The following is a 19,375-nucleotide window of genomic DNA, read 5'->3' as shown; positions in this document are numbered from 1 at the left end:
GCCGGGACCCAAGGCGCTACTTGTACCGCGCCCCGGCTCGCCGGCGCACCACTTGCGTGCTGCGCTGCGTCCGGGGCAAGAAGGCCGGATGCGCCGCTTTCTCAAGGTCGTCCGCAATCTGGTCCTGCTGATCGTTCTCAGCGTCGTCGTTCTCGCTGGCGTGCTGGCATTCAATGTCGTTACGCGCGGCTCGCGGCAGATGCAGGTCGCTGCCATCCCGCGCGCGACCGTCGACACGCAAGGCGCGGCGCAGCGCCTATCGGAAGCGATCCGCTTCCAGACCATCTCGAATTTCCTCAATCCCGATCAGGATGCCGACGCGTTGCGCGGCCTCCAGGCGCATATCGCCGCGAGCTTCCCGGCCTTCCACGCCGCCGCCAAGCGCGAGGTGATTGGCAGCTACAGCCTGCTTTACACCTGGGAAGGTTCTGACCCCAAAGCGCAGCCGATCGCGCTGCTCGCGCATCAGGATGTGGTCCCGATCGCACCCGGCACCGAGAAGGACTGGCAGCAGAAGCCGTTCGACGGTGCGATCGCCGACGGCTTCATCTGGGGCCGCGGCTCCTGGGACGACAAGGGCAACCTCTATGCAATGCTCGAGGCGGCCGAGCAGATGGCGAAGGACGGCTTTCGTCCCAAGCGCACGATCTATTTCGCCTTCGGCCATGACGAGGAGGTCGCGGGCACCCGCGGCGCCAAGGCGATCGCCGCCGCATTGGCTGCGCGCGGCGTAAAGCTCGGCTTCGTGCTCGACGAGGGCCTGCTCATCACCGAAGGCATCATGAAGGGCCTCGACAAGCCGGCCGCGCTGATCGGCGTTGCCGAAAAGGGCTATTCGACGCTGGTGCTGACGGCGCGCACCGCGCCCGGCCATTCCTCGATGCCGCCGCGCGAGACCGCGATCGGCATGATGAGCGCCGCGCTGACGCGGCTGGAGGACCACCGGCTGCCGGTGCATGTCCGCGGCGCGGTCGCCGAGATGTTCGACACGCTGGCGCCGGAGATGCGCGGCTTCAACCGCGTGGTGCTGTCGAATCTGTGGCTGTTCAAGCCGTTGCTGCTGCGGGAGTTCGAGAAGAGTGGGCCGACCGAAGCGATGGTCCGCACCACGACGGCGCTGACCATCTTCAATGCCGGCGACAAGGACAATGTGCTGCCGGGCAATGCGGAGGCCACCGTCAATTTCCGCCTGCTGCCCGGCGATACCGAAACCAGCGTCACCGATCATGTCCGCTCGACGATCGCCAACCCGAAGATCTCGATCGCGACCTTCCCCGGCAATACCGATCCGCCGCCGGTGACGGGCACCGCGAGTAAATCCTATGCGGCACTGGCGCGCGCGATCCGCGAGGTGTTTCCAGACGCGATCGTGGCGCCCGGCCTGATGATCGCCGCGACGGATTCACGCCACTATGCCGGCCTCACCGACAACATCTTCCGCTTCTCGCCGGTGCGCGCCAATTCCGACGACCTCAAGCGCTTTCACGGCACCAATGAGCGGCTCAGCGTCGAAGGCTACGCCGACATGATCCGGTTCTATCGGCGGCTGATCGAGAACAGCGCAGGGTGAGGTGAGCTACACCGCCGGCTTCGGCAGGCCCGCGATCGCACACGCCGCGCGCAGCGTATTCACCAGCAAGCACGCCACCGTCATCTGGCCGACGCCGCCGGGCACCGGCGTGATCGCACCGGCAACTTCGAGCGCTTCCTGATAGGCGACATCGCCGACGAGGCGCGTCTTGCCGTCCTCTTTGGGAATACGGTTGATGCCGATGTCGATCACGGTCGCACCCGGCTTCAGCCAGTCGCCGCGCACCATCTCGGGCTTGCCGACCGCGGCATAGACGAGGTCGGCGCGCTTCACGAGCCCGGGCAGATCGCGCGAGCGCGAATGCGCGACGGTCACTGTAGCGTTCTCGTTCAGCAGCAATTGCACCAGCGGGCGGCCGACCAGGTTGGAACGGCCGATGACGATGGCGTTCATGCCTTCGAGCGAGGCATGAACGCTCTTGGTCAGGATGATCGAGCCGAGCGGCGTGCAGGGCGACAGCGCCTCGAAGCCGCCGGCGAGCCGGCCGGCGTTGTTCGGATGCAGACCGTCGACGTCCTTGGCGGGATCGATGGCATTGATGACCGCCTCGGTGTTCAGGCCCTTCGGCAGCGGCAGCTGCACGAGAATACCGTGCACGGCGGGATCGCGGTTGAGCTTGGCGACGACCGCCAGCAGGTCCGCCTGCGAGACGTCTGCGGCCAGCTTGTGTTCGAAGGAGGCCATGCCGGCGGCTTGGGTCTGAGTGTGCTTGGAGCGGACATAGACCTCGCTGGCGGGATCGTTGCCGACCAGCACCACCGCGAGGCCCGGCACCAGATTGTGCTCACGCTTGACGCGGGCGACCTCGTCGGCGACGCGGCCGCGGAGTTCCGCGGCGATGATCTTTCCATCGATGATCTTGGCGGTCATGTCAGTTCCCTCAGTCTCTCGGTTTGGCGTCTGCCGCTTTGGCTTGAGCGAGCTTGCGCAGGGCCTCGCCGAGCCGCGCCGGATCGCCGTCGACCGCGATCTGCTTCAGCCGCGAGGTGGCACCGGATAGCAGTTTCACACTGGCCTTGGGCACGCCCAGCGATTTCGCCAACAGGACCAGAACGGCCTTGTTGGCCTCGCCGCCATCGGCGACCGCGCGCACCCGCACCTTGAGCACGCTGCGGCCATCGGCCAATTGTTCGATCCCGTCGATGTCGTCGCGGCCGCCGCGGGGCGTCACCCGCAGCGCGATGCTGATTCCTGCGGCCGAGTAGCGCCAGGGTTCCCTAAAGGCGTCTTTGGCAACCAAGGCGCTCCAGCCTGCTCAGATCACGTTCGGATAGATGTAGTACAGGATCACCCGCTCGATGAACATGATGAGCAGGATCAGGATGATCGGCGAGATATCGAGGCCGCCGAGGCTGGGCAGAAAGTTGCGAATCGGCGCCAGGACCGGCTCGGTGATCCGGTACAGGAACTCCGCCACCGCCGAAACGAACTGGTTGCGGGTGTTCACGACGTTGAAGGCGATCAGCCAGGACAGGATCGCGGAGGCGATCAGCAGCCAGACGTAGAGGTCGAGCACGATGATGACGATGTCGAGAACGGCACGCATGATTTTTCAGAACTCTGGCTTTTGAAGACTCTGGCTTTTGAAAACGCTGGCTGCGGTCGGGATTGACGCCTTTTGCTAGATATCGGTTCCCCCCCGCCCAAACAAGGGAAGTCGGTGCCGGGATGGCTAAAACCGGGTTACACGCGTCCTTGACTTGACCCTGCCGGGGACTTAAATGGCGCCCGGTTGTCGGCCGCGTTTACCAGAGCGGCCAGCAAAGGGGCCATAGCTCAGCTGGGAGAGCGCGTCGTTCGCAATGACGAGGTCGGCGGTTCGATCCCGCCTGGCTCCACCACGCTTCGCCCTTCGGGCTACGCGTGGCGCAGCCGCGCAGAGCCCGAAGGGTGAAGCGTGGTGTCCGGCGAAGCCCGCAGGGCGAGACGGACTGGTTGAGGAACAACCTCCCCCCTATCTCCCCGTAAACCGCGGCGGCCGCTTCTCCATGAAGCTTGCGACCCCCTCCCGGAAATCGCTGCCGTTCAGCGCCACCATCATCTCGCGATTCGCCTCGATGGTCGCCTCGGCCAGGGTCTGGAACGGCACCTCGTAGAGCTGCCGCTTGATCACGGCCATGGCGCTCGGCGAGACGAAATCGGCGAGGTCGCGCGCATAGGCATAGGTCTCCTCGCGCAGCTTTTCCGGCGAGCAGAGCCGATTGACCAATCCGATTCGCAACGCCTCCTCGCTCGACACACGCCGGGCCGAGAGCAAGAGATCCATCGCATTGGCGTGGCCGACGATGTGCGGCAGCATCCAGGACATGCCGTGTTCGGCGATCAGCCCGCGCCGCGCGAAGGCCGTCGTGAACACGGTGTTGTCGGCGGCAAAGCGCAGGTCGCAATAGAGCGCGTGGACCAGGCCAATGCCGGCAGTCGCGCCGTTGAGCATGGCGATGACCGGCTTTCCGATCGACGGATAGAATCCGTAGCGCGTCTGCCAGTCGGGCCGGCGGTTCATGTCGAACGACGGCAGGTTCGATGCGCGCCTGACGTCGTTGGGATCAAGCCCCTTCAGCGCATCCATGTCGGCGCCGGCACAGAAGGCGCGGCCCGCGCCTGTGAGCACAATGACGCGGACATTGTCGTCAGCACTCGATGCTTCCATCGCGTGACGTACGTCGCGCTCCATGATCGGCGTCCACGCATTCATGCGGTCGGGGCGATTGAGCGTGATGGTCGCGATCTTGTCGCTCACCTCATAGAGAATGTGTTCATAGGCCATGGCGCTCTCCCTTTGCCGGCACGCGTTCGCGCGCGCTCGTTGGCAGCGAGCCTAGCATATCCAGGGAAGAGGCAAGGACACTTGCGCCAAGGACCTGTGCGAAGGATCTGCGCGTAAGCGCGATTACTCCGCGGCTTGCGCCAGCACCGGCCGGCGTTCGAGCCAGCCGTCGATGAAATGGTCGAGCCAGGCGCGTTCCGCGGCATCATAGACGGCGCGATCGGCGAAATGATGATGCCGCTCGCGCGCACCGGGCGCGCGGAGGCCATCATAGCCGCGCGTGGTCCAGCAATGCATCATCGCGTAGGTCACGTCGGGATGAAACTGCACGCCGAAGGCATTGGCGGTGCGGAATGCCTGGATCGGAAAATCATCGCCTTCCGCCAGCAATTCGGCGCCTGCAGGCAATTGAAATCCCTCGCGATGCCAGTGATAGACCTGCGCGGGCCAGTGCGGGCAGAGCGCGTGACCCGCCGCTGTCGGGCGGATCGGGTAGTAACCGATCTGGGTCAGCGCCTCCGCGTGCGGCGCGACGCGGGCGCCGAGCTGCATCGCCAGCATCTGGGCACCGAGGCAAATGCCGAGGAACGGCCTCTGTTCGCGGAGCGGAATTTCGATCCAGTCGATCTCGCGGCGGATGTAGTCGTCGGGATCGTTGGCGCTCATCGGGCCGCCAAAGAATACGGCGCCGGCATGCCGGTCGAGCGTCTCGGGCAGGGGATCGCCGAAACGGGGACGGCGGATGTCGAGGCGATGGCCGAGCGCGCGGAGCGCATTGCCGACGCGGCCGGGCGTCGAGGATTCCTGATGCAGGACGATCAGAACCGGCAACCGGGTCTCGGAGGCGGCCGCGCCCGGCGTCCTTCTGGGGAAGGGCACCAACTCTGCGCCACCAAACCTGTCCGTCCGGAACGACATGGCCTCTGCGAGTGCTATCGGTTCAGATCGCCAGCATAGCTAAGCGAAGGTTAACATCGCGTGAGTTCGCGCACACACGCCCCGATATTGAAGCAAGCTCCGGGCCACTACGGGTGCTGAGGGCTTTCTTCAGTGCCGCTGCCGCTGAAACCGGCTCGTGGCGGAGAGGATGAAGCCGCGCGGGAAGAAACGCAGCGCGAAGGGCACGATCTTGATGCCGAGACCGGGCAGCACTGCCCGTTTGTTAGCCATCAGGCCGCGATAGGCCTGCTCTGCGACAACGGCCGCGGGGACATTGAGAAGGGCTGTATCGTGGCCGGACCCGACGCCGGCGCGCGCCTGGAATTCGGTGGGCACTGGACCCGGGCAAAGCACGGTGACGCGAACGCCGCGCGGCGCGAGCTCCGCCCGCAGCGCCTCGGTGAGAGAAATCACATAGGCCTTGGACGCGTAGTACACGGCCATGCCGGGGCCGGGCAGGAAGCCTGCGACCGAGCCGACATTGAGCAGGCCACCCTTGTTCCTGATCAGCTGATCGGCAAAGCGCAGCGACAGATCGGTCAACGCGCGGACGTTGACGTCGACGATACCGACCTGCTCGCAGCGGTCGCGCTCGATGGCATCGCCGAACACGCCGAAGCCGGCATTGTTGACGAGATTGTCGAGCTCGACACCTTCGGCCGCGAGCGCCGCGGCGATCTTCTCGCCGGCGTCGATGTCCTGGAGATCACAGGCGATCACGATCGGCTTCTTGCCGCCCTTAGCGGCAAGCTCATTGGCGAGCGCTTCCAGCCGGTCGGCCCGTCGCGCCGTCAGCGCGAGACGATGCCCGTTGGCGGCGAACACACGCGCCAGCTCCGTACCTATGCCCGCCGAAGCACCGGTGATCAACGTTACCCGCTCAGTCACGATCGAAGTCTCTTGAATTGACGTTTTTTGGCCGCACAATTGCCGAACGAGAGCATAGGGCATGCGCGACAGGCAAGCGTCGCCATTGGCATGGCGGCTTGAGCAGGCAACAGGAGGGCAGGAAAATCCCGGATTTGCAGGCGAATCCGGAACCGGGCGGCAGAGGGCTACATTAAAGTTTCGTCATGTACCCGATACAACCGGCGATCGGCCACCGGCAAGCCATCAGCCGCCGACGGCGCCGTCCTTGACCTGACCACCGGCCCGGTCCGCGACCGCGTGCTTGAGGTCGATCCGGTCACGCTGGGAAATCCCGAGCAGGTCAGAGGCCCGCCAGACCACATTGTCCTCGAATTCAGAAACCTGGCCGTCGGCGTAGACCAGCTCCCACATCATCTGGACGATGCGTTTGCGACCCTCTTCGTCGAGCGAGCGCATGATCACGCTGGTGAAGTGATAGAGATCGACCGCGTCGCCCTCGACCTGGGTCGCGTCGGCGATCAGACGATCCGCCGTGCCGCGATCGAGCCCAAAATGGCTTTCAATCAGGCTGTGCAGCTTGCGCTGCTCGGTCGCCGTCGGCTGACCGTCCAGCGAGACCACGTGGACCAGCAACGCCGTCGCCGCCAGCCGGTAATCGCTGTCGCCGAACGCGCGATCCTGGGCTTGGGGAGCAACAATGTCGGCGATGAATTGGCGCAGGCCGTCGAGCATAAGGTCCTACCAAAATCGATGACGCCGCGGGAGCGCGGCCGTTACCGGCATTATATGAGCGGGAAACCCAACCAGCGCAACGTGCGTCAGCTCCGCGCGCTGATTACGTTTCGGCAATCTGGAGAGCACTGGCTGGCGTCATGATCGCATTTGTCCGGCCAGAACAATGAAGATTTGGCACGCAACCGTCTCCACATCGTCATTGCGAGCGTAGCGAAGCAATCCAGACTGCCGCCGCGGAAAGATTCTGGATTGCTTCGTCGCAAGGGCTCCTCGCAATGACGGAGAGCGTGTAGGACGGCGACCGTCCCTCACGGAATCTCATACACCACCATCTTGTCGGCGATGCCGCGCAGCGCGGCCTGTTTCTGGATCGGCTTGATCGCGCGCTGCTCCAGCACTTCGGCGACCGCCGGTGCGTCCAGCACGGGACTGGTGATGTGGATCTCCCGCGCGGTCGACAGGCTCTGCACACGCGCGGCGATGTTGACGGTCTGGCCGAAATAGTCCTGCCGCTCGTTGAGCATCACTGCGAGGCACGGGCCTTCATGGATGCCGATCTTGACGATGAGATCCTCGGTGCCGCGCTGCTTGTTGAGCTGGTCCATCGCCGCGCGCATGCGAAGGCCAGCGACGATCGCATGCTCGGGACGGACGAAGGTCGCCATCACGGCATCACCGATCGTCTTCACCACCGCCCCCTTCTCCGAGGAGATGATCTCGAGCAGCGCATGGAAATGCGCGCGCACGAGATCGAAGGCGGCGAGATCGCCGACGCGCTCGTAGAGCGCGGTCGAGCCCTTCAGATCGGTGAACAGGAAGGTCAGCGAAGTGATCTGCAGCCGCTGGTCGAGACTGAGATTGTCCGCCTTGAACACATCGCGAAAGGTCTGGTTCGACAGCATGCGCTTGGCGGTGAGGAACGGCTTGCGCTTGCCGATGAGGTGGTGAAGCGCCTCGGCAGCGATGAACACCGACGGCAACACACGCACGCCGGCCTGGTTCTCCAGCGACAGACGCAGCGGCCCCGGCCGCATCGTCGTGGTCCCGGTTGGCGCCTGCACCTTGTTGTACATGATGGCGAGCTGCTGGCGATCCTTGGTCGGCTCGCCCTGCACGTCGATGAAATGGGCGGCGTGCGTCACCGGCTCGAAGATGATGATGAAGTCGTTCGGCAGTTGCAGCGACATGGTCGCCTTCTCGCCGGCCGGCAGCTCCATCGTGTCGAGCGTCACCTCATCGGACAGCGTCGCGAACGATTCCTTGTTGAAGTCGACGCCGGAGCTCCAGAACACCTGCTTGAAATACTCCCACACAGGGAGCGTATCGGGATCGTGCGCCGCGATGCGCCGCACGCGCGGGTTCACGGTGAAGGAGACCTCGACCTGATCGTCGACCGAGGCCTTGTAGCCGCAGGCGCAGAGCGCGCAGTGGTAATCATCGGGCTTGAGCGCCTTCAGCGTCGAGTGCGCCCCCAGGACGCCGCCGCAACCCGGGCACAGCACGTTCCAGCCGAGATCGAACAGACCGAGCCGGGCCGAATGCAGGAAGGCGGAGATGACGCGCTCCTCGTCAAGCCCGTGCTGCCTGGAGAAATCGAGGACGTTGACGCGGTTGAGCTCGTGATCCTCGCCGTGCTCGATGAGCGCCGCAATCGCGTCAGTCACCTTCGCATCGGCGGTCTGCTTCAGAACAGAAAGCTGGGCCTGGATATCGCTCATGACGTAACTCTATCTTGGTTGGATCACGCCACCGGCCAGGCAATCGCCTGTCACCGACGGGTGATGTTGAACAGGGGCGAACGGTCCGGCTGGGTCGTGACGACACCGAGCGGGATCACCGGAGCCTTGTCGGCGAGCTGGACGCGGAAGGCGCCAATCAGCCGGGCAAGCGCCAGCACGGATTCAGCCTGCGCGAACGGCGCGCCGATGCAGACACGTGGACCTGCGCCGAACGGCAGATAGGCAAAGCGGTCGGGCGGCTCTTTCGACATGAAGCGCTTGGGAATGAACGCGTTCGGCTGGTCCCACAGCTTCTCGTGCCGGTGCAGCAGCCACGGCGCGATCATGATGATGTCGCCCTTGCCGATCTCGACGCCGGCGGCATTGTCCTTCTCGCGCGCAGCCCGCGCGACCAGGAAAGCCGGCGGATAGAGCCGCGTGGTCTCGTCGATCACGGCGCGGGTGAATTTCTGGCGATCGATGTCGGCTATGCTGTCGAGATGCTCACCGCGGGTTTCGGACGCCACCTCCTCCTGCGTCTCCGGATCGAGCGCGAGGAGATAGAGCGCCCAGAACAGCGCGGTCGCCGTGGTCTCGTGACCGGCGAGGATCATGGTTGCGACCTCGTCGACGAGCTGCTCGTCCGAAAAACCCTTGCCGGTTTCAGGATCGCGCGCTTCGTCCATGAGGTCGAACAGGTCGCGCGGCGGCGCGCCGTCCTTCTTGCCCATCTTGCGCCGCTCGGCGATCAGCATCGCGACGAATTCGGTCCAGCGCTTGCGGAAGCGGGCGCGGGCAAAATCCATCGGGGTCGGCCACGACACCGGCAGCAGCATGTCGAGGAAATACGGCCGTCCCAGCCGCTGGCCATACTCCATGACGAAGTTGCGCAAGGTCGCGCCGTGGCGGTCCATGCCGAACGAGAACATCGTGCGCCCGGCGATCTCCAGCGTCATGCGCTGCATGATCTCGCGCAGGTCGACCGGCGCGCCGGTCTGCGTATCGAGCTTCGCAATGGTCTCGTCGAGCACGGCCGTCATGTGCGGGACGAGATTCGCAGTCGCGCGCGGCGTGAACGCAGGCGCAAGCGTGCGGCGTTGAAACGTCCAGGAATGACCTTCCGCGATCAGGAGGCCCTCACCGAGAACCGGGCGCAGCATGCGGATCCCGGCCGGCGTGCGCGTGTAATTCTCGTAGTTGTTGAGCAGGACGTGCCGGATCGCATCCGGCTGGTTCAGGATGAAGCTGTTATGGAGGAAGAAGCGTCCCTTGATGACCTCTTCCTCATAGGCGCGCTGCCCCCAGGTCGCGATCATGTTCTGCCGGAGGAGCGCGACCCGGCCGAGGAACGTCATGTCGTCGGGCGCACGCGGCGGAGCCGGAGGGGTGATGGGCCGACGCACGCTGGCGATATTCATGGCTCACTCCCGAGATGTAGCGCAGGCAGATAGCTAGTAAGTCAGCTCGGCAATCGCAATCCTGTTCTCGGCGGCGGGCCAGGCGCGTGCCACAATCCATTCTTCGCCGAACTGGGCCACGATGTTACGCCCGATTTCGCTTGGCGAGAGCCGCAAGGTCGCGGCCGAATCCGTGGGCACGCCCGGCTTGACGTCGGCCGGCTCCTTGCCGTCGAGCAGCACCACGTCGCGCGGCATGCCGAGATAGCCGCGCGGCCGCGACATGATCACGACCGCTCCGGCATCCTTGTCCGCCGGCCCGAGCGGGCGCGCAGGCCGCAGATGCACGACGTCGGACGAGCGCGGGAATGGCGAGCGGTAGATATGCGTTGTCGGCGCATCCGGCGAGGTCAGGACGAATTCGAGCGACCAGGACGGATCGACCTGTGCCGGCCCCCAGCGGCCGTCGGCGCCGGTCTTCGCGATATGGACAGGGCCGCCCTTGCGCTCGCCGGTATCAGGATCGACGCGGAATATCTCGACGGTTGCACCCGTAACCGGGCGATTGGTCGAGACCCCGCCGGGCGCGCCCGTGACGAGGCCACTCAGCCTGACACTTTGTTCCGGGACGATCGCGATGCGTGCGGGCTCACCTCCGGCGATGAATTTGTAGATCTCGCGGAAGGCGCGCGGGTGGAACGCCACCTCGCGGTGATCGAGCGCGCCGAGCACGAGATTGGTCGCGCCTTTCAACTCCGGCCCTTCCGCGGTGACGCCGGTCGGCGTGCCGGGCTTGCCGATGAAGCGGCCGTCGGCCTGCGCATATTTGTCCATGCCGTCGCTGCGCAACGTGAGGAAGGCGACACCCGGCGTCACCTCGCTCTCGCCTTCGTTCAGGCCACGCAGAAAGGCGCCGCGGCCGTTGAACTCGTTGCTGGGCTGGTCGTCGGTCGCGAACACGCCGTGATTGGGCGTACCGCACAACACGGCATGGCTGACATCGCCGGCGCCGCCGTTTCTGATGACGTTGCGGATGGCGTAGCCGCCGCGCGAGCTGCCGACCAGCGCCACGCGAGGTGCGCCGGTACGGCGCTTCAATTCCGCGATCGCGGCGGCGAGCTCGCGGCGCTGATCCTCGGTCGAGGAACGGCCCGCCTGCTCGACCTTGTCGTCGGTGCGCGCATTGGGATCGGTGAAATTGATCGCCATCATGCGGTGGCGCGCGACGCCGTTGGATTCCATCCGCCAGAGGGTCGTGATCCAGAGCGCGTCGTAGTCGCCATTGCCGTGCACGAACAGGATCGGAGGCGGCTCCGGGACAGACGCCGCGATCGGCGCCGATTGCGCCAATGCGCCCGTCGGCAAGCTCGCAACCGCGAAAGGCAAGCTGCCGGCGCCCAGCAAGATCGTCCGTCGCGACAGCTTCATCTGTTCCTCCCCGGCAAAACCATCTTTGCACCGCTTATACCGGCCTAAGCACTGGACAGCGAAGGACTTTCGCGGGCATCACTGGACTTGCCGGAATCACCCAAAGACCACTCCAAGACCACTTCTGCCAGCCCATTTGGAAGGGGATATGACCGAGCAGCCGAACCGTCAGAAATTCGCCGGCGACGGCATCACCGCACCCCTGCGGTACACCGTATTCCGGCGCATCTGGCTCGCCAGCCTGCTCTCCAATCTCGGCCTCCTGATCCAGGGCGTGGGCGCGGCCTGGGCGATGACGCAGATGGCGGCCTCGGCGGACAAGGTCGCGCTGGTGCAGACCGCCCTGATGCTGCCGATCATGCTGATCTCGATGCCGGCCGGCGCCATCGCCGACATGTATGACCGCCGCGTCGTCACCCTGGTCTCGCTCGCGATCGCGCTGACCGGCGCCACCGCGCTGACGATCCTGGCCGGGCTCAAGCTGATCACGCCGGAGACGCTGCTCGCCTTCTGCTTCGTCGTCGGCAGCGGCAATGCGCTGTTCGGCCCGGCCTGGCAATCCTCGGTCAGCGAGCAGGTGCCGCCCGAAGCCCTGCCATCGGCCGTCGCGCTCAACGGCATCAGCTACAACATCGCGCGCAGCTTCGGTCCCGCGGTCGGTGGTGTCATCGTCGCCTCGCTCGGCGCAGTCGCGGCGTTTGCCTGCAATGCGATTCTCTATCTGCCGCTGCTGGTGGTGCTGCTGATGTGGCGCCGCTCGGTCGAACCGTCGCGCCTGCCGCGGGAAAAGCTCAACCGCGCCATGGTCTCGGGCTTCCGCTACATCACCAACTCGCCGCCGATCAAGATCGTGCTGTTGCGCACGCTGGTGATGGGCCTGATCGGCGGCGCCGTGATGGCGCTGATGCCGCTGGTCGCGCGCGACCTCCTGCATGGCGGTGCGCAGACCTACGGCATCATGCTCGGTGCCTTCGGCATGGGCGCGGTGGTCGGCGCGCTCAACATCCACGAATTGCGCAAGCGCATGAGCGGCGAAGCCGCAATCCGCGCGTGCACCCTCTCGATGGCCTTCGCGATGGCCGCGTTGGCCGTCAGCAACGAGCCGGTGCTGACGGCGGCCGCGCTGGTGCTCGCGGGTGCGGTCTGGATGGCGGCTGTCGCGCTGTTCAATATCGGCGTGCAGCTCTCGGCACCGCGCTGGGTCGCCGGCCGCTCGCTTGCAGCGTTCCAGGCTTCGATTTCCGGCGGCATCGCGATCGGCGCCTGGGGATGGGGTCATCTCACCGACTATGCCGGCGTCGAGGTCGCGCTGCTGGTTGCGGCGGGCCTGATGCTGCTCTCGCCGCTGCTCGGGATCTGGCTGGCGATGCCGCGCGTCGGTGCCCGCAACGAGGACGCCGACGTGCTGGCCGATCCCGAGGTGAAGCTGTCGATCACCGGCCGCAGCGGGCCGCTGGTGGTCGAGATCGAATACCGGGTGTCTCAGGAGAACGCGCGCGCCTTCCACAATGTGATGCAGGACGTGCAGCTCTCCCGGCAGCGCAACGGCGCCTATGGCTGGTCGATCGCGCGCGACATCGCCGATCCCGAATTGTGGACCGAGCGCTATCACTGCCCGACCTGGTTCGACTATCTGCGCCAGCGCAACCGTTCGACCCAGTCCGAGCGCGCGCTGCATCAGCAGGCGATCGACTTCCATATGGGCCCCGATCCGGTGCGGATCCGCCGCATGCTGGAACGGCCGTTCGGCTCGGTACGCTGGAAGGAAGAGACGCCGGATCGCGCCAAGAGCGAAGTGCTGCCGGTGGTCGCGACCGCGGCGGGGAGCAGCACTTAGGTTCTTGTCAGAACGTAGCCCGCATGAGCGAAGCGACATGCGGGGCCAGGCGTCCCGGATATCGCTGCGCTCATCCGGGCTACGACGTCACGTCTTACTGCCCGTGATCGGTCAGCATCTTGTCGCAGGCCTTGCTCAGCTTGGTGCGATTCTGCTTCAGGCACGCCAGCACGGCGCCATCGCCATTGTTCATCACGGCACGGCAGAAGCGCGTGACGTCGCGCGCGCAGGCATCGTGGCCAGGCTGCTGCTGCGCTGACGCGGCCGATGCGCACAGGAGCAAAGGAAGAATGAAAAGAAATCTGGTCATCGCACAATGCCTCTTACCCGGAAGAATGTGCGGGCGAAGCTAGTGCGACGATCCCTCAGCCGCAACGGCTTTATTGTAAGCTGATTGGCGCCACCGCGTGGCCCCGGCTTGACGCCGGAGCGCATCGCGAGGGGAGCTCGTCGATTGCAACGCTTGCGACGTTGCCCGTTCTCTTACTGACTGTCTGTTATTGACTGTCCTGGGCGTCAGCGACCTTGCGTGAGGCGCCCTTGGCGAGGTCCTTGTACATCACAGCGCGGCAGCCGGCGCTCAGATCCGAACGATGCTTCATCATGCACGCGGTGATCTTCGGGATGTTGGGGATTTCCGACGAGCACAGGCGGAAGGCATCGCCGGTGCACTGCTGCTGCGCCTCGGCCGAGAAGGCGAAGCTCGAGGTCGTCGAGATGATCGAGACGATCGCGGCAAAGCCCAGCGCCAGGCTGGTGTCGCGGATCTTGCTGGTCAGGGACTTGGTGTTCAGCGAGGGGGTCATTTGAAGCTCCCATTGGCGCCGCCGTAGCGGGCCCCGTTGTTGATGGGAACTACGATGCTCCAGCAAAACAGTTTCCACTGTGATGACGGTCACGAGCCGCACCCCAACTGTGACATCGGTCACTTTGGCGCACCTCGCTGAAATTCCTGCGCATCCGCTGTCGTGTTGGTGTCACGTTAACTGTTCCTTCGCATTAATGGCTCGTCGCGCGGGGGATTCCGCCGGTTTGGTTGCGTAATTGGAAAGAGTAGCGATGCGTAATGCGTTGGGCCTGATGCTGGCCAGTGTAGTTGCGGCGGTCGTGATCGCCGCCGGAGGTTGGTTTTATTATTCCTCGCGCGCCGATCAGGGCGCTCCCAAGACAGTTGCCGCCCGTGCCGCCGATCAATTGCCGGCACAGGCGAAGCTCGCCGCCAAGGACGACGTCGCGACCACCGCGACGATCGCGGCCAGGCCGACGGCCCTTGCCCAGGCACCCGCGCCTGCGCCGGCATCCGCCCCGATCATGCCGGTGCAGCCGAAGCAGGCCTGCGCCAATCCGAACGCCCTGGGCGTCTCCCGCGTGGTCGAGATCGACACCACCGGCGGCCCCGGCTTCGGCTTCGACCATTTCAAGCAGTTCGACTTCCTCACCGACAAGGAGGTCGTGCTGACCTTCGACGACGGTCCCTGGCCGGTGAACACGCCCGCGGTGCTGAAGGCGCTCGCGGATGAATGCACCAAGGGCCTGTTCTTCTCGGTCGGCAAGCATGCGACCTATCATCCGGAAATCCTGCGCCAGGTGCTGGCCCAGGGCCACACGGTCGGCACCCACACCTGGTCGCACGTCAATCTGAACGGCAAGAAGATGACCGAGCAGATGGCCAAGGACGAGGTCGAGAAGGGCATCAGCGCGGTGAAATTCGCGCTCGGTGCCAACCCCGCGCCGTTCTTCCGCTTCCCGCAGCTTCAGCACAATCCGGCGATTGTGAGCTATTTCGGCACCCGCAACGTCGCGATGTTCTCGACCGACATCGACTCCTTCGACTTCCGGAAGGGCGCGACGCCGGAGAAGATCATCGAGACGGTGATGACGCGGCTCGACAAGCTCGGCAAGGGCATCATCCTGATGCACGACTTCCAGAAGCACACCGGCGAAGCGATGCCGGCGCTGCTTGCGCGCCTCAAGGCCGGCGGCTACAAGGTCGTGCAGATGAAAGCAAAGACGACGCTTCAGTCGCTGCCGGAATATGACGAGGTGCTGATGAAGGACATGAAGGTGCCGACCGCAAGCACGACCACGCGCCCAATCTCGAGCGTGGTGCAGACGGTCTCGCAGTAAGCGCGAAACGCTCCTCCGATACGCGCATGGCCGGGCTTGTTGCCCGGCCATTTGCTTTTGGTGCGGTTGGCTACCTTACCAATAGATGCCGTGGCGATGCAGCTCGCTGATGATGCGGCGCTCGGTCCATTCGCGTTTGCGCTTCGGCTTCTCCACCCTTGCGGTCTTCGCGGGCTTGGTCGTCGCGACCGGCGCCGCGGTGATCGTGGTCGAAGTCGCAGCAGGAGCGGTCGCCGCAGCGGGGGCGGGCGCAGGAGCAGGCGCCGACACCGCCGGCGGACGGTCGACATATTTCGGTGCTTCGACTGATGGCGCGACGTCGCTGATTTGCGTCGTCGGGGCGGTGGTCGTCGTGGCTTGCGGAGCAACGGTCGGCCCAGCCGCCCCTGACAGCGACAGGCTACGATCGCCCGCATGGGCAGATGCAGAGGCCAGGACCATGGCGGCAACCAGAATGATCTTGCGCATATGAAATCTCCCCGTGTTTGCGTGACCGTGACACTACGGGAGATGCGTCCGGGATTATGTGACTGGCATCACATGAACTGCCGCACAATTCGAACCCGCAGGACCGCGTTCGGCACGAGGTTGTCACCCATGTCTTAGGTACGATCCGTTACCTATGTCTCCGGGCTGGACAAGGGAGGGGCTGGTGCCGCAAGAGGGATTCGAACCCCCGACCCCGTCATTACGAATGACGTGCTCTACCGACTGAGCTATTGCGGCGAACCCTGCCGGGACCTGGCGATGCCGGCCCCGATACGCGCGCTCCTGATATCGGGCATGGCCCGAATTGGCAAGGACAAGCCGGAGGCGAAATGCCCTCAGGCGCCCCAGCGGGACCAGAATCCGCGCCAGCCGCCGGCCTGGGCCTTGGGCGTGCCGATTTGTTCCGTAAATTCATCGCTCGGGCCGTCATCATCGATTCCGGGATCGTCAGGGGCGCGAATGATGGGAATCACGGTCTGGATCGGGGCCTGCGCAGGCTTGCCGAGGTCGGCGCGGGTCCGGAACACCGGCGTTGCCGCCAGCGGCGATGATTCGGCGGTCTCAGGGGCCGGTTTGGCCGGCTCGGCGGGCGTGACCACCGGCTCTTCCGTGACGACTTCCTTGGTCGTTTCCTTGACCGTCTCCTTGGGTGCTTCGTTGGCCTCAGGGGGCGAATTGTCCTGTGCGGCCGGCACCGGCGCCGGCGCGATCACGGCCGGTTCCACAGGACTTTCGCTTGGGGCCGCGGTCACCCGCTTCGGCGGCGGGGCGGCCAGCATGGCTTCCTCGAAGGCCGAGGATTCGATCGTGGTGCCCTTGTCGGACGGCAGGCTCGCCACCGGCGTCTGCCACTGGAAGGCGTCGAGCCGGCCGGTGACCGGGGAGACCGGGCGCCAGCGGTCGCTGACATAGCCGTCCGCGGTCCAGGCCGGATCGAGGCGGGCGCGCACGGCGCGCAGGGTCCAGGCGCGGGCCCGGCCGCCGTCGCCATGCTCGGTACGCTCGAGCTCGGCCATCAGCAGCGCGACGCGCTGGGTCGGATCGTTGACGTAAGGCGCCAGCACGGCGCGCGCACGGGCGAACTCGGAAGCGTCGATTGCGGCGCGCGCGATCGCGAGCTGGCCCTCGATGTGACCGGCCTTGTCGGCGGGCGTCTTGGCCGCGAGCGTCTCGACCCGCTGCAAGCGCTGCCGCGCGGAATCGCCGAGTTTGACATGCGCATAGGCGTCGGCGAGGTCGGGGTGCGGATTGGCGAGCCAGGCGGCTTCGACCAGCTTCATGGCGCGGCGCACCTGATGCGCCTCGCTCTCGAATTTCGCGGCGAGCACTGCGGCCGGCACCAGGGTCGGCGCCAGCTTGATCGCCTCCATCACGCTCTCGCGCGCGACATCGCGGTCCATCGTTTGCAGCTCGAGCGCACGCGCCGTCAGCAGCACGCCGCGTTGGCGGCGATAGGCCCGCTTGTCGATCTGGCCCGCGGACAGATTCGAATCGAGGATCGCGAGCGCACCGCTCCAGTCGCCGCGCGCGCAGCGGAAGCCGAGCACCGCATGGGAGGCCCAGGTCGAGGACGGCGACAGCTTGATCGCTTCCTCCGCGATCATGACGGCGCCGACCGCATCGTCGGCGCGCTGCGCCTCGATGAACAGGCCGCGCAGGCCGAGCAGGCGGGTATCCTCGCGCTCGGCCATGACGCGGAAGACGCGCTGGGCCTCGTCGCGATTGCCTTCGAGCTGAGCCGACTGCGCGTGCAGCAGCAGCGCGAGCGGATCGTTTGTGGCCAGCCGCCGTGCGGTATCGGCGTGACGGCGGGCCAGCGCGGTATCGCCATGGCCGATCGCAAGCAGGCCGTGGGTGATGGCGTGGCGGCCGCGGGCGTGGCGCTTCTCGCGGCTGCGGCAGCGCAGACGCCCCGGCGCGCGCCAGAGCATCGTCACGAGGCTCCAGAGCAAAACGATCAGGACGGCGAATATGCCGAGGCCAAGCACGAACACCGGAATGCTCGGTGACGCCCGATAACCGCCCCAGGTCATCACGACATCGCCGGGCTGATCGGCAATCCAGGCCGCGCCGGCGCCTGCGAGCGCAATCAGAACAAGGAAGAGGACGATGCGAAGCATGGCAATCCCTATACGCGCAGTTTGTTGCGCGAATCTTATTGAGCAGGCTTGGTGAGACCGGCCATGGCATCGTCGGCGAATTTGCGTGAGGCTGCGAGCGCAGCGTCTCGCGCATCGATCTTGTCGAGCCAGGCCTGGGCCGGTGCGCGATCGGCCTCGGGCAGCGTCTTCAGCTCGCGCCGCGCCTCCGTGAAATCATTGCGAAGCGCCGCCGCTGTCACGCGCGCGACGATGGCGCCGCGGTCGTTGCCGACCCCATCGGTGCGCTCGATGCGGACGAGTTTCGAGGCGCCGGCCTGAAGGCGCTCGACGATGCCGGCGTTGGCGCTCGGGGCTTCCGCAGGCGGCGTCAATTTCGGCACGATGTTGAGCAGCTCGCGGCTCAGCGCGACCGGCGTCGGGATGCCGGCGGACGCGAACACATCGAGCGGCTTCAGCATGTCGGGCTTGGGCGCGAGCGCCCGCGCGGCAGCGAGCTGCGCCTCATAGGGATCATTGTGGCGCACGGCCACGTCGAGCAGGGAGGCGACGACCACATAGCGCAGCGGCTTGTCGTCCATCACCTTTGCATCGGCGATCTTCTCGCCCTGCTGCGCGAGCTCGGCGCGTTCGGACTTGCTGGCCCGCTCGAGCTGGGCAATGCGATCGCTCAGCGCTGAAAGGGCGGACGAAGCAGCGGCATCGCGCGGCGCGGATTTGGCATCGTTCAGAGCGGACGCGGTCTTGTCGGACTGCGCGCGCAGATTAGCGATGTCGCTGCGCAGGGCGCTGGCTGATTTTTCCAGCGCGTCGATCCGCGCCACCATGGCCGTATCAGGCGCGGGCTTGCCGGCCTTGGCTTCGACCGCGGCAACGCGGCCGCTCAGCGCGTCGACCGTCGCGCTCGTCACTTGCGGGGCGGCCGGCGGCGCCTGCACGGCAGGCCAGCCCAGCACCCAGCCGACCCCGATCACCAGCGCGGCTGCGACAGCGCCCGAGAACGGCGCAATGACCCAGGGTGAAATCGACGGCGAAACCGGCGCGGCCGTAACGGAAGGCTGCTCCTCGGTCCGTTCGGGCTGCGGCTCAGACTTGACCTCGTCCGACCTGACCTCTTCCAACTTGGCCTCTTCAGCCTCGACCTTTTCGGACTTCGTTTCGTCAACCGCAGCCTGCTCAGGCCCCGACTGGACCTCGGACGCAGCAGCCGTCTCCTGCGGCTGGGTGGAGACTTCGGTCGCCTCGAGGTCGATGGTGGGCGGGGTCCGCTTGGCGCGGCCGGATTCGGGGGCCAGTCCTGCGTCTTCAGGCTTGTCGTCGGCCATCGTGACGGTTCCTCACACTTGCATGCCCAAAACGGACCCGATTGCGTCGGATT

At 65.7% G+C, this 19,375-nt stretch carries 18 protein-coding genes and 2 tRNA genes; 4 read left to right on the top strand and 16 right to left on the bottom strand.

Going from position 1 to position 19,375, the window contains the following annotated elements:
• Positions 1-88: 88 nt before the first annotated feature.
• Positions 89-1,570 (top strand): M20 family peptidase, encoded by a 1,482-nt coding sequence (locus RAD16_RS30170; protein ID WP_458161463.1) that lies wholly within the window; start codon positions 89-91, stop codon positions 1,568-1,570.
• 6 nt (positions 1,571-1,576) lie between these two features.
• Here the strand turns inward: RAD16_RS30170 and folD are convergent, their stop codons facing one another.
• Genes folD through RAD16_RS30155 form a run of 3 tightly spaced genes read right to left on the bottom strand, consistent with a single transcriptional unit; the run spans position 1,577 to position 3,137 of the window.
• Complete coding sequence (gene folD, locus RAD16_RS30165; RefSeq protein WP_458161462.1) at positions 1,577-2,461, bottom strand: bifunctional methylenetetrahydrofolate dehydrogenase/methenyltetrahydrofolate cyclohydrolase FolD; 885 nt, start codon at positions 2,459-2,461, stop codon at positions 1,577-1,579.
• 10 nt (positions 2,462-2,471) lie between these two features.
• Positions 2,472-2,831, bottom strand: coding sequence for a DUF167 domain-containing protein (locus RAD16_RS30160; protein ID WP_458161461.1), 360 nt, complete (start codon positions 2,829-2,831; stop codon positions 2,472-2,474).
• Positions 2,832-2,846: 15 nt separating this feature from the next.
• Positions 2,847-3,137, bottom strand: coding sequence for a YggT family protein (locus tag RAD16_RS30155; protein ID WP_007598721.1), 291 nt, complete (start codon positions 3,135-3,137; stop codon positions 2,847-2,849).
• Between the two features lie 219 nt (positions 3,138-3,356).
• Here RAD16_RS30155 and RAD16_RS30150 point away from each other — a divergent pair.
• A tRNA-Ala gene (locus tag RAD16_RS30150) sits at positions 3,357-3,432 on the top strand.
• Positions 3,433-3,545: 113 nt separating this feature from the next.
• On the opposite strand, the gene RAD16_RS30145 is transcribed toward RAD16_RS30150, so the two are convergent.
• The 7 genes from RAD16_RS30145 to RAD16_RS30115 form a co-directional block, all read right to left on the bottom strand.
• Positions 3,546-4,358 carry an enoyl-CoA hydratase gene (locus RAD16_RS30145; protein WP_458161460.1) on the bottom strand — a complete coding sequence of 271 codons (813 nt, stop codon included), beginning with the start codon at positions 4,356-4,358 and terminating at the stop codon, positions 3,546-3,548.
• A gap of 123 nt (positions 4,359-4,481) precedes the next feature.
• Positions 4,482-5,276, bottom strand: coding sequence for a glutamine amidotransferase (locus tag RAD16_RS30140; protein WP_458161459.1), 795 nt, complete (start codon positions 5,274-5,276; stop codon positions 4,482-4,484).
• A 129-nt stretch (positions 5,277-5,405) separates the two neighbouring features.
• Entirely contained in the window at positions 5,406-6,185 is a 780-nt protein-coding gene (locus RAD16_RS30135) for an SDR family NAD(P)-dependent oxidoreductase (protein WP_458161457.1), read from the bottom strand.
• Positions 6,186-6,410: 225 nt separating this feature from the next.
• On the bottom strand, positions 6,411-6,899 hold the full coding sequence (locus RAD16_RS30130; RefSeq protein WP_458161456.1) for a tellurite resistance TerB family protein: 489 nt from the start codon (positions 6,897-6,899) through the stop codon (positions 6,411-6,413).
• A gap of 311 nt (positions 6,900-7,210) precedes the next feature.
• Positions 7,211-8,620, bottom strand: a complete 1,410-nt coding sequence (locus tag RAD16_RS30125; protein WP_458161455.1) for a DUF5939 domain-containing protein — start codon at positions 8,618-8,620, stop codon at positions 7,211-7,213.
• Positions 8,621-8,670: 50 nt separating this feature from the next.
• Positions 8,671-10,038: a cytochrome P450 gene (locus RAD16_RS30120; protein WP_458161454.1), complete on the bottom strand. Its 1,368-nt coding sequence runs from the start codon at positions 10,036-10,038 to the stop codon at positions 8,671-8,673.
• Positions 10,039-10,071: 33 nt separating this feature from the next.
• Positions 10,072-11,445, bottom strand: coding sequence for a hydrolase (locus RAD16_RS30115; protein WP_458161453.1), 1,374 nt, complete (start codon positions 11,443-11,445; stop codon positions 10,072-10,074).
• Positions 11,446-11,593: 148 nt separating this feature from the next.
• Here RAD16_RS30115 and RAD16_RS30110 point away from each other — a divergent pair, with 148 nt between their 5' ends.
• On the top strand, positions 11,594-13,282 hold the full coding sequence (locus RAD16_RS30110; protein WP_458161452.1) for an MFS transporter: 1,689 nt from the start codon (positions 11,594-11,596) through the stop codon (positions 13,280-13,282).
• Between the two features lie 94 nt (positions 13,283-13,376).
• Here the strand turns inward: RAD16_RS30110 and RAD16_RS30105 are convergent, their stop codons facing one another.
• Both RAD16_RS30105 and RAD16_RS30100 read right to left on the bottom strand, forming a co-directional pair.
• Positions 13,377-13,592, bottom strand: coding sequence for a hypothetical protein (locus RAD16_RS30105; protein ID WP_326896903.1), 216 nt, complete (start codon positions 13,590-13,592; stop codon positions 13,377-13,379).
• 187 nt (positions 13,593-13,779) lie between these two features.
• Positions 13,780-14,088: a hypothetical protein gene (locus tag RAD16_RS30100; protein WP_458161451.1), complete on the bottom strand. Its 309-nt coding sequence runs from the start codon at positions 14,086-14,088 to the stop codon at positions 13,780-13,782.
• Positions 14,089-14,341: 253 nt separating this feature from the next.
• On the opposite strand from RAD16_RS30100, the gene RAD16_RS30095 reads away from it, so the two are divergent.
• Positions 14,342-15,409: a polysaccharide deacetylase family protein gene (locus tag RAD16_RS30095; protein ID WP_458161450.1), complete on the top strand. Its 1,068-nt coding sequence runs from the start codon at positions 14,342-14,344 to the stop codon at positions 15,407-15,409.
• Positions 15,410-15,484: 75 nt separating this feature from the next.
• On the opposite strand, the gene RAD16_RS30090 is transcribed toward RAD16_RS30095, so the two are convergent.
• From RAD16_RS30090 to RAD16_RS30075, 4 genes are all read right to left on the bottom strand, one after another.
• Positions 15,485-15,877, bottom strand: a complete 393-nt coding sequence (locus tag RAD16_RS30090; protein ID WP_458161449.1) for a hypothetical protein — start codon at positions 15,875-15,877, stop codon at positions 15,485-15,487.
• 182 nt (positions 15,878-16,059) lie between these two features.
• Positions 16,060-16,135: transfer RNA gene (locus RAD16_RS30085), tRNA-Thr, on the bottom strand.
• A gap of 98 nt (positions 16,136-16,233) precedes the next feature.
• A complete protein-coding gene (locus tag RAD16_RS30080) occupies positions 16,234-18,018 on the bottom strand; it encodes a heme biosynthesis HemY N-terminal domain-containing protein (RefSeq protein WP_458161448.1) in 1,785 nt (594 codons plus the stop codon).
• A gap of 35 nt (positions 18,019-18,053) precedes the next feature.
• On the bottom strand, positions 18,054-19,322 hold the full coding sequence (locus RAD16_RS30075) for a COG4223 family protein (RefSeq protein ID WP_458161447.1): 1,269 nt from the start codon (positions 19,320-19,322) through the stop codon (positions 18,054-18,056).
• Positions 19,323-19,375: the final 53 nt, after the last annotated feature.

This window comes from Bradyrhizobium sp. 18BD, from assembly GCF_054185225.1.
Note: the sequence above shows the minus strand (reverse complement) of the source record. Positions and strands in the feature narration are given on the sequence as shown.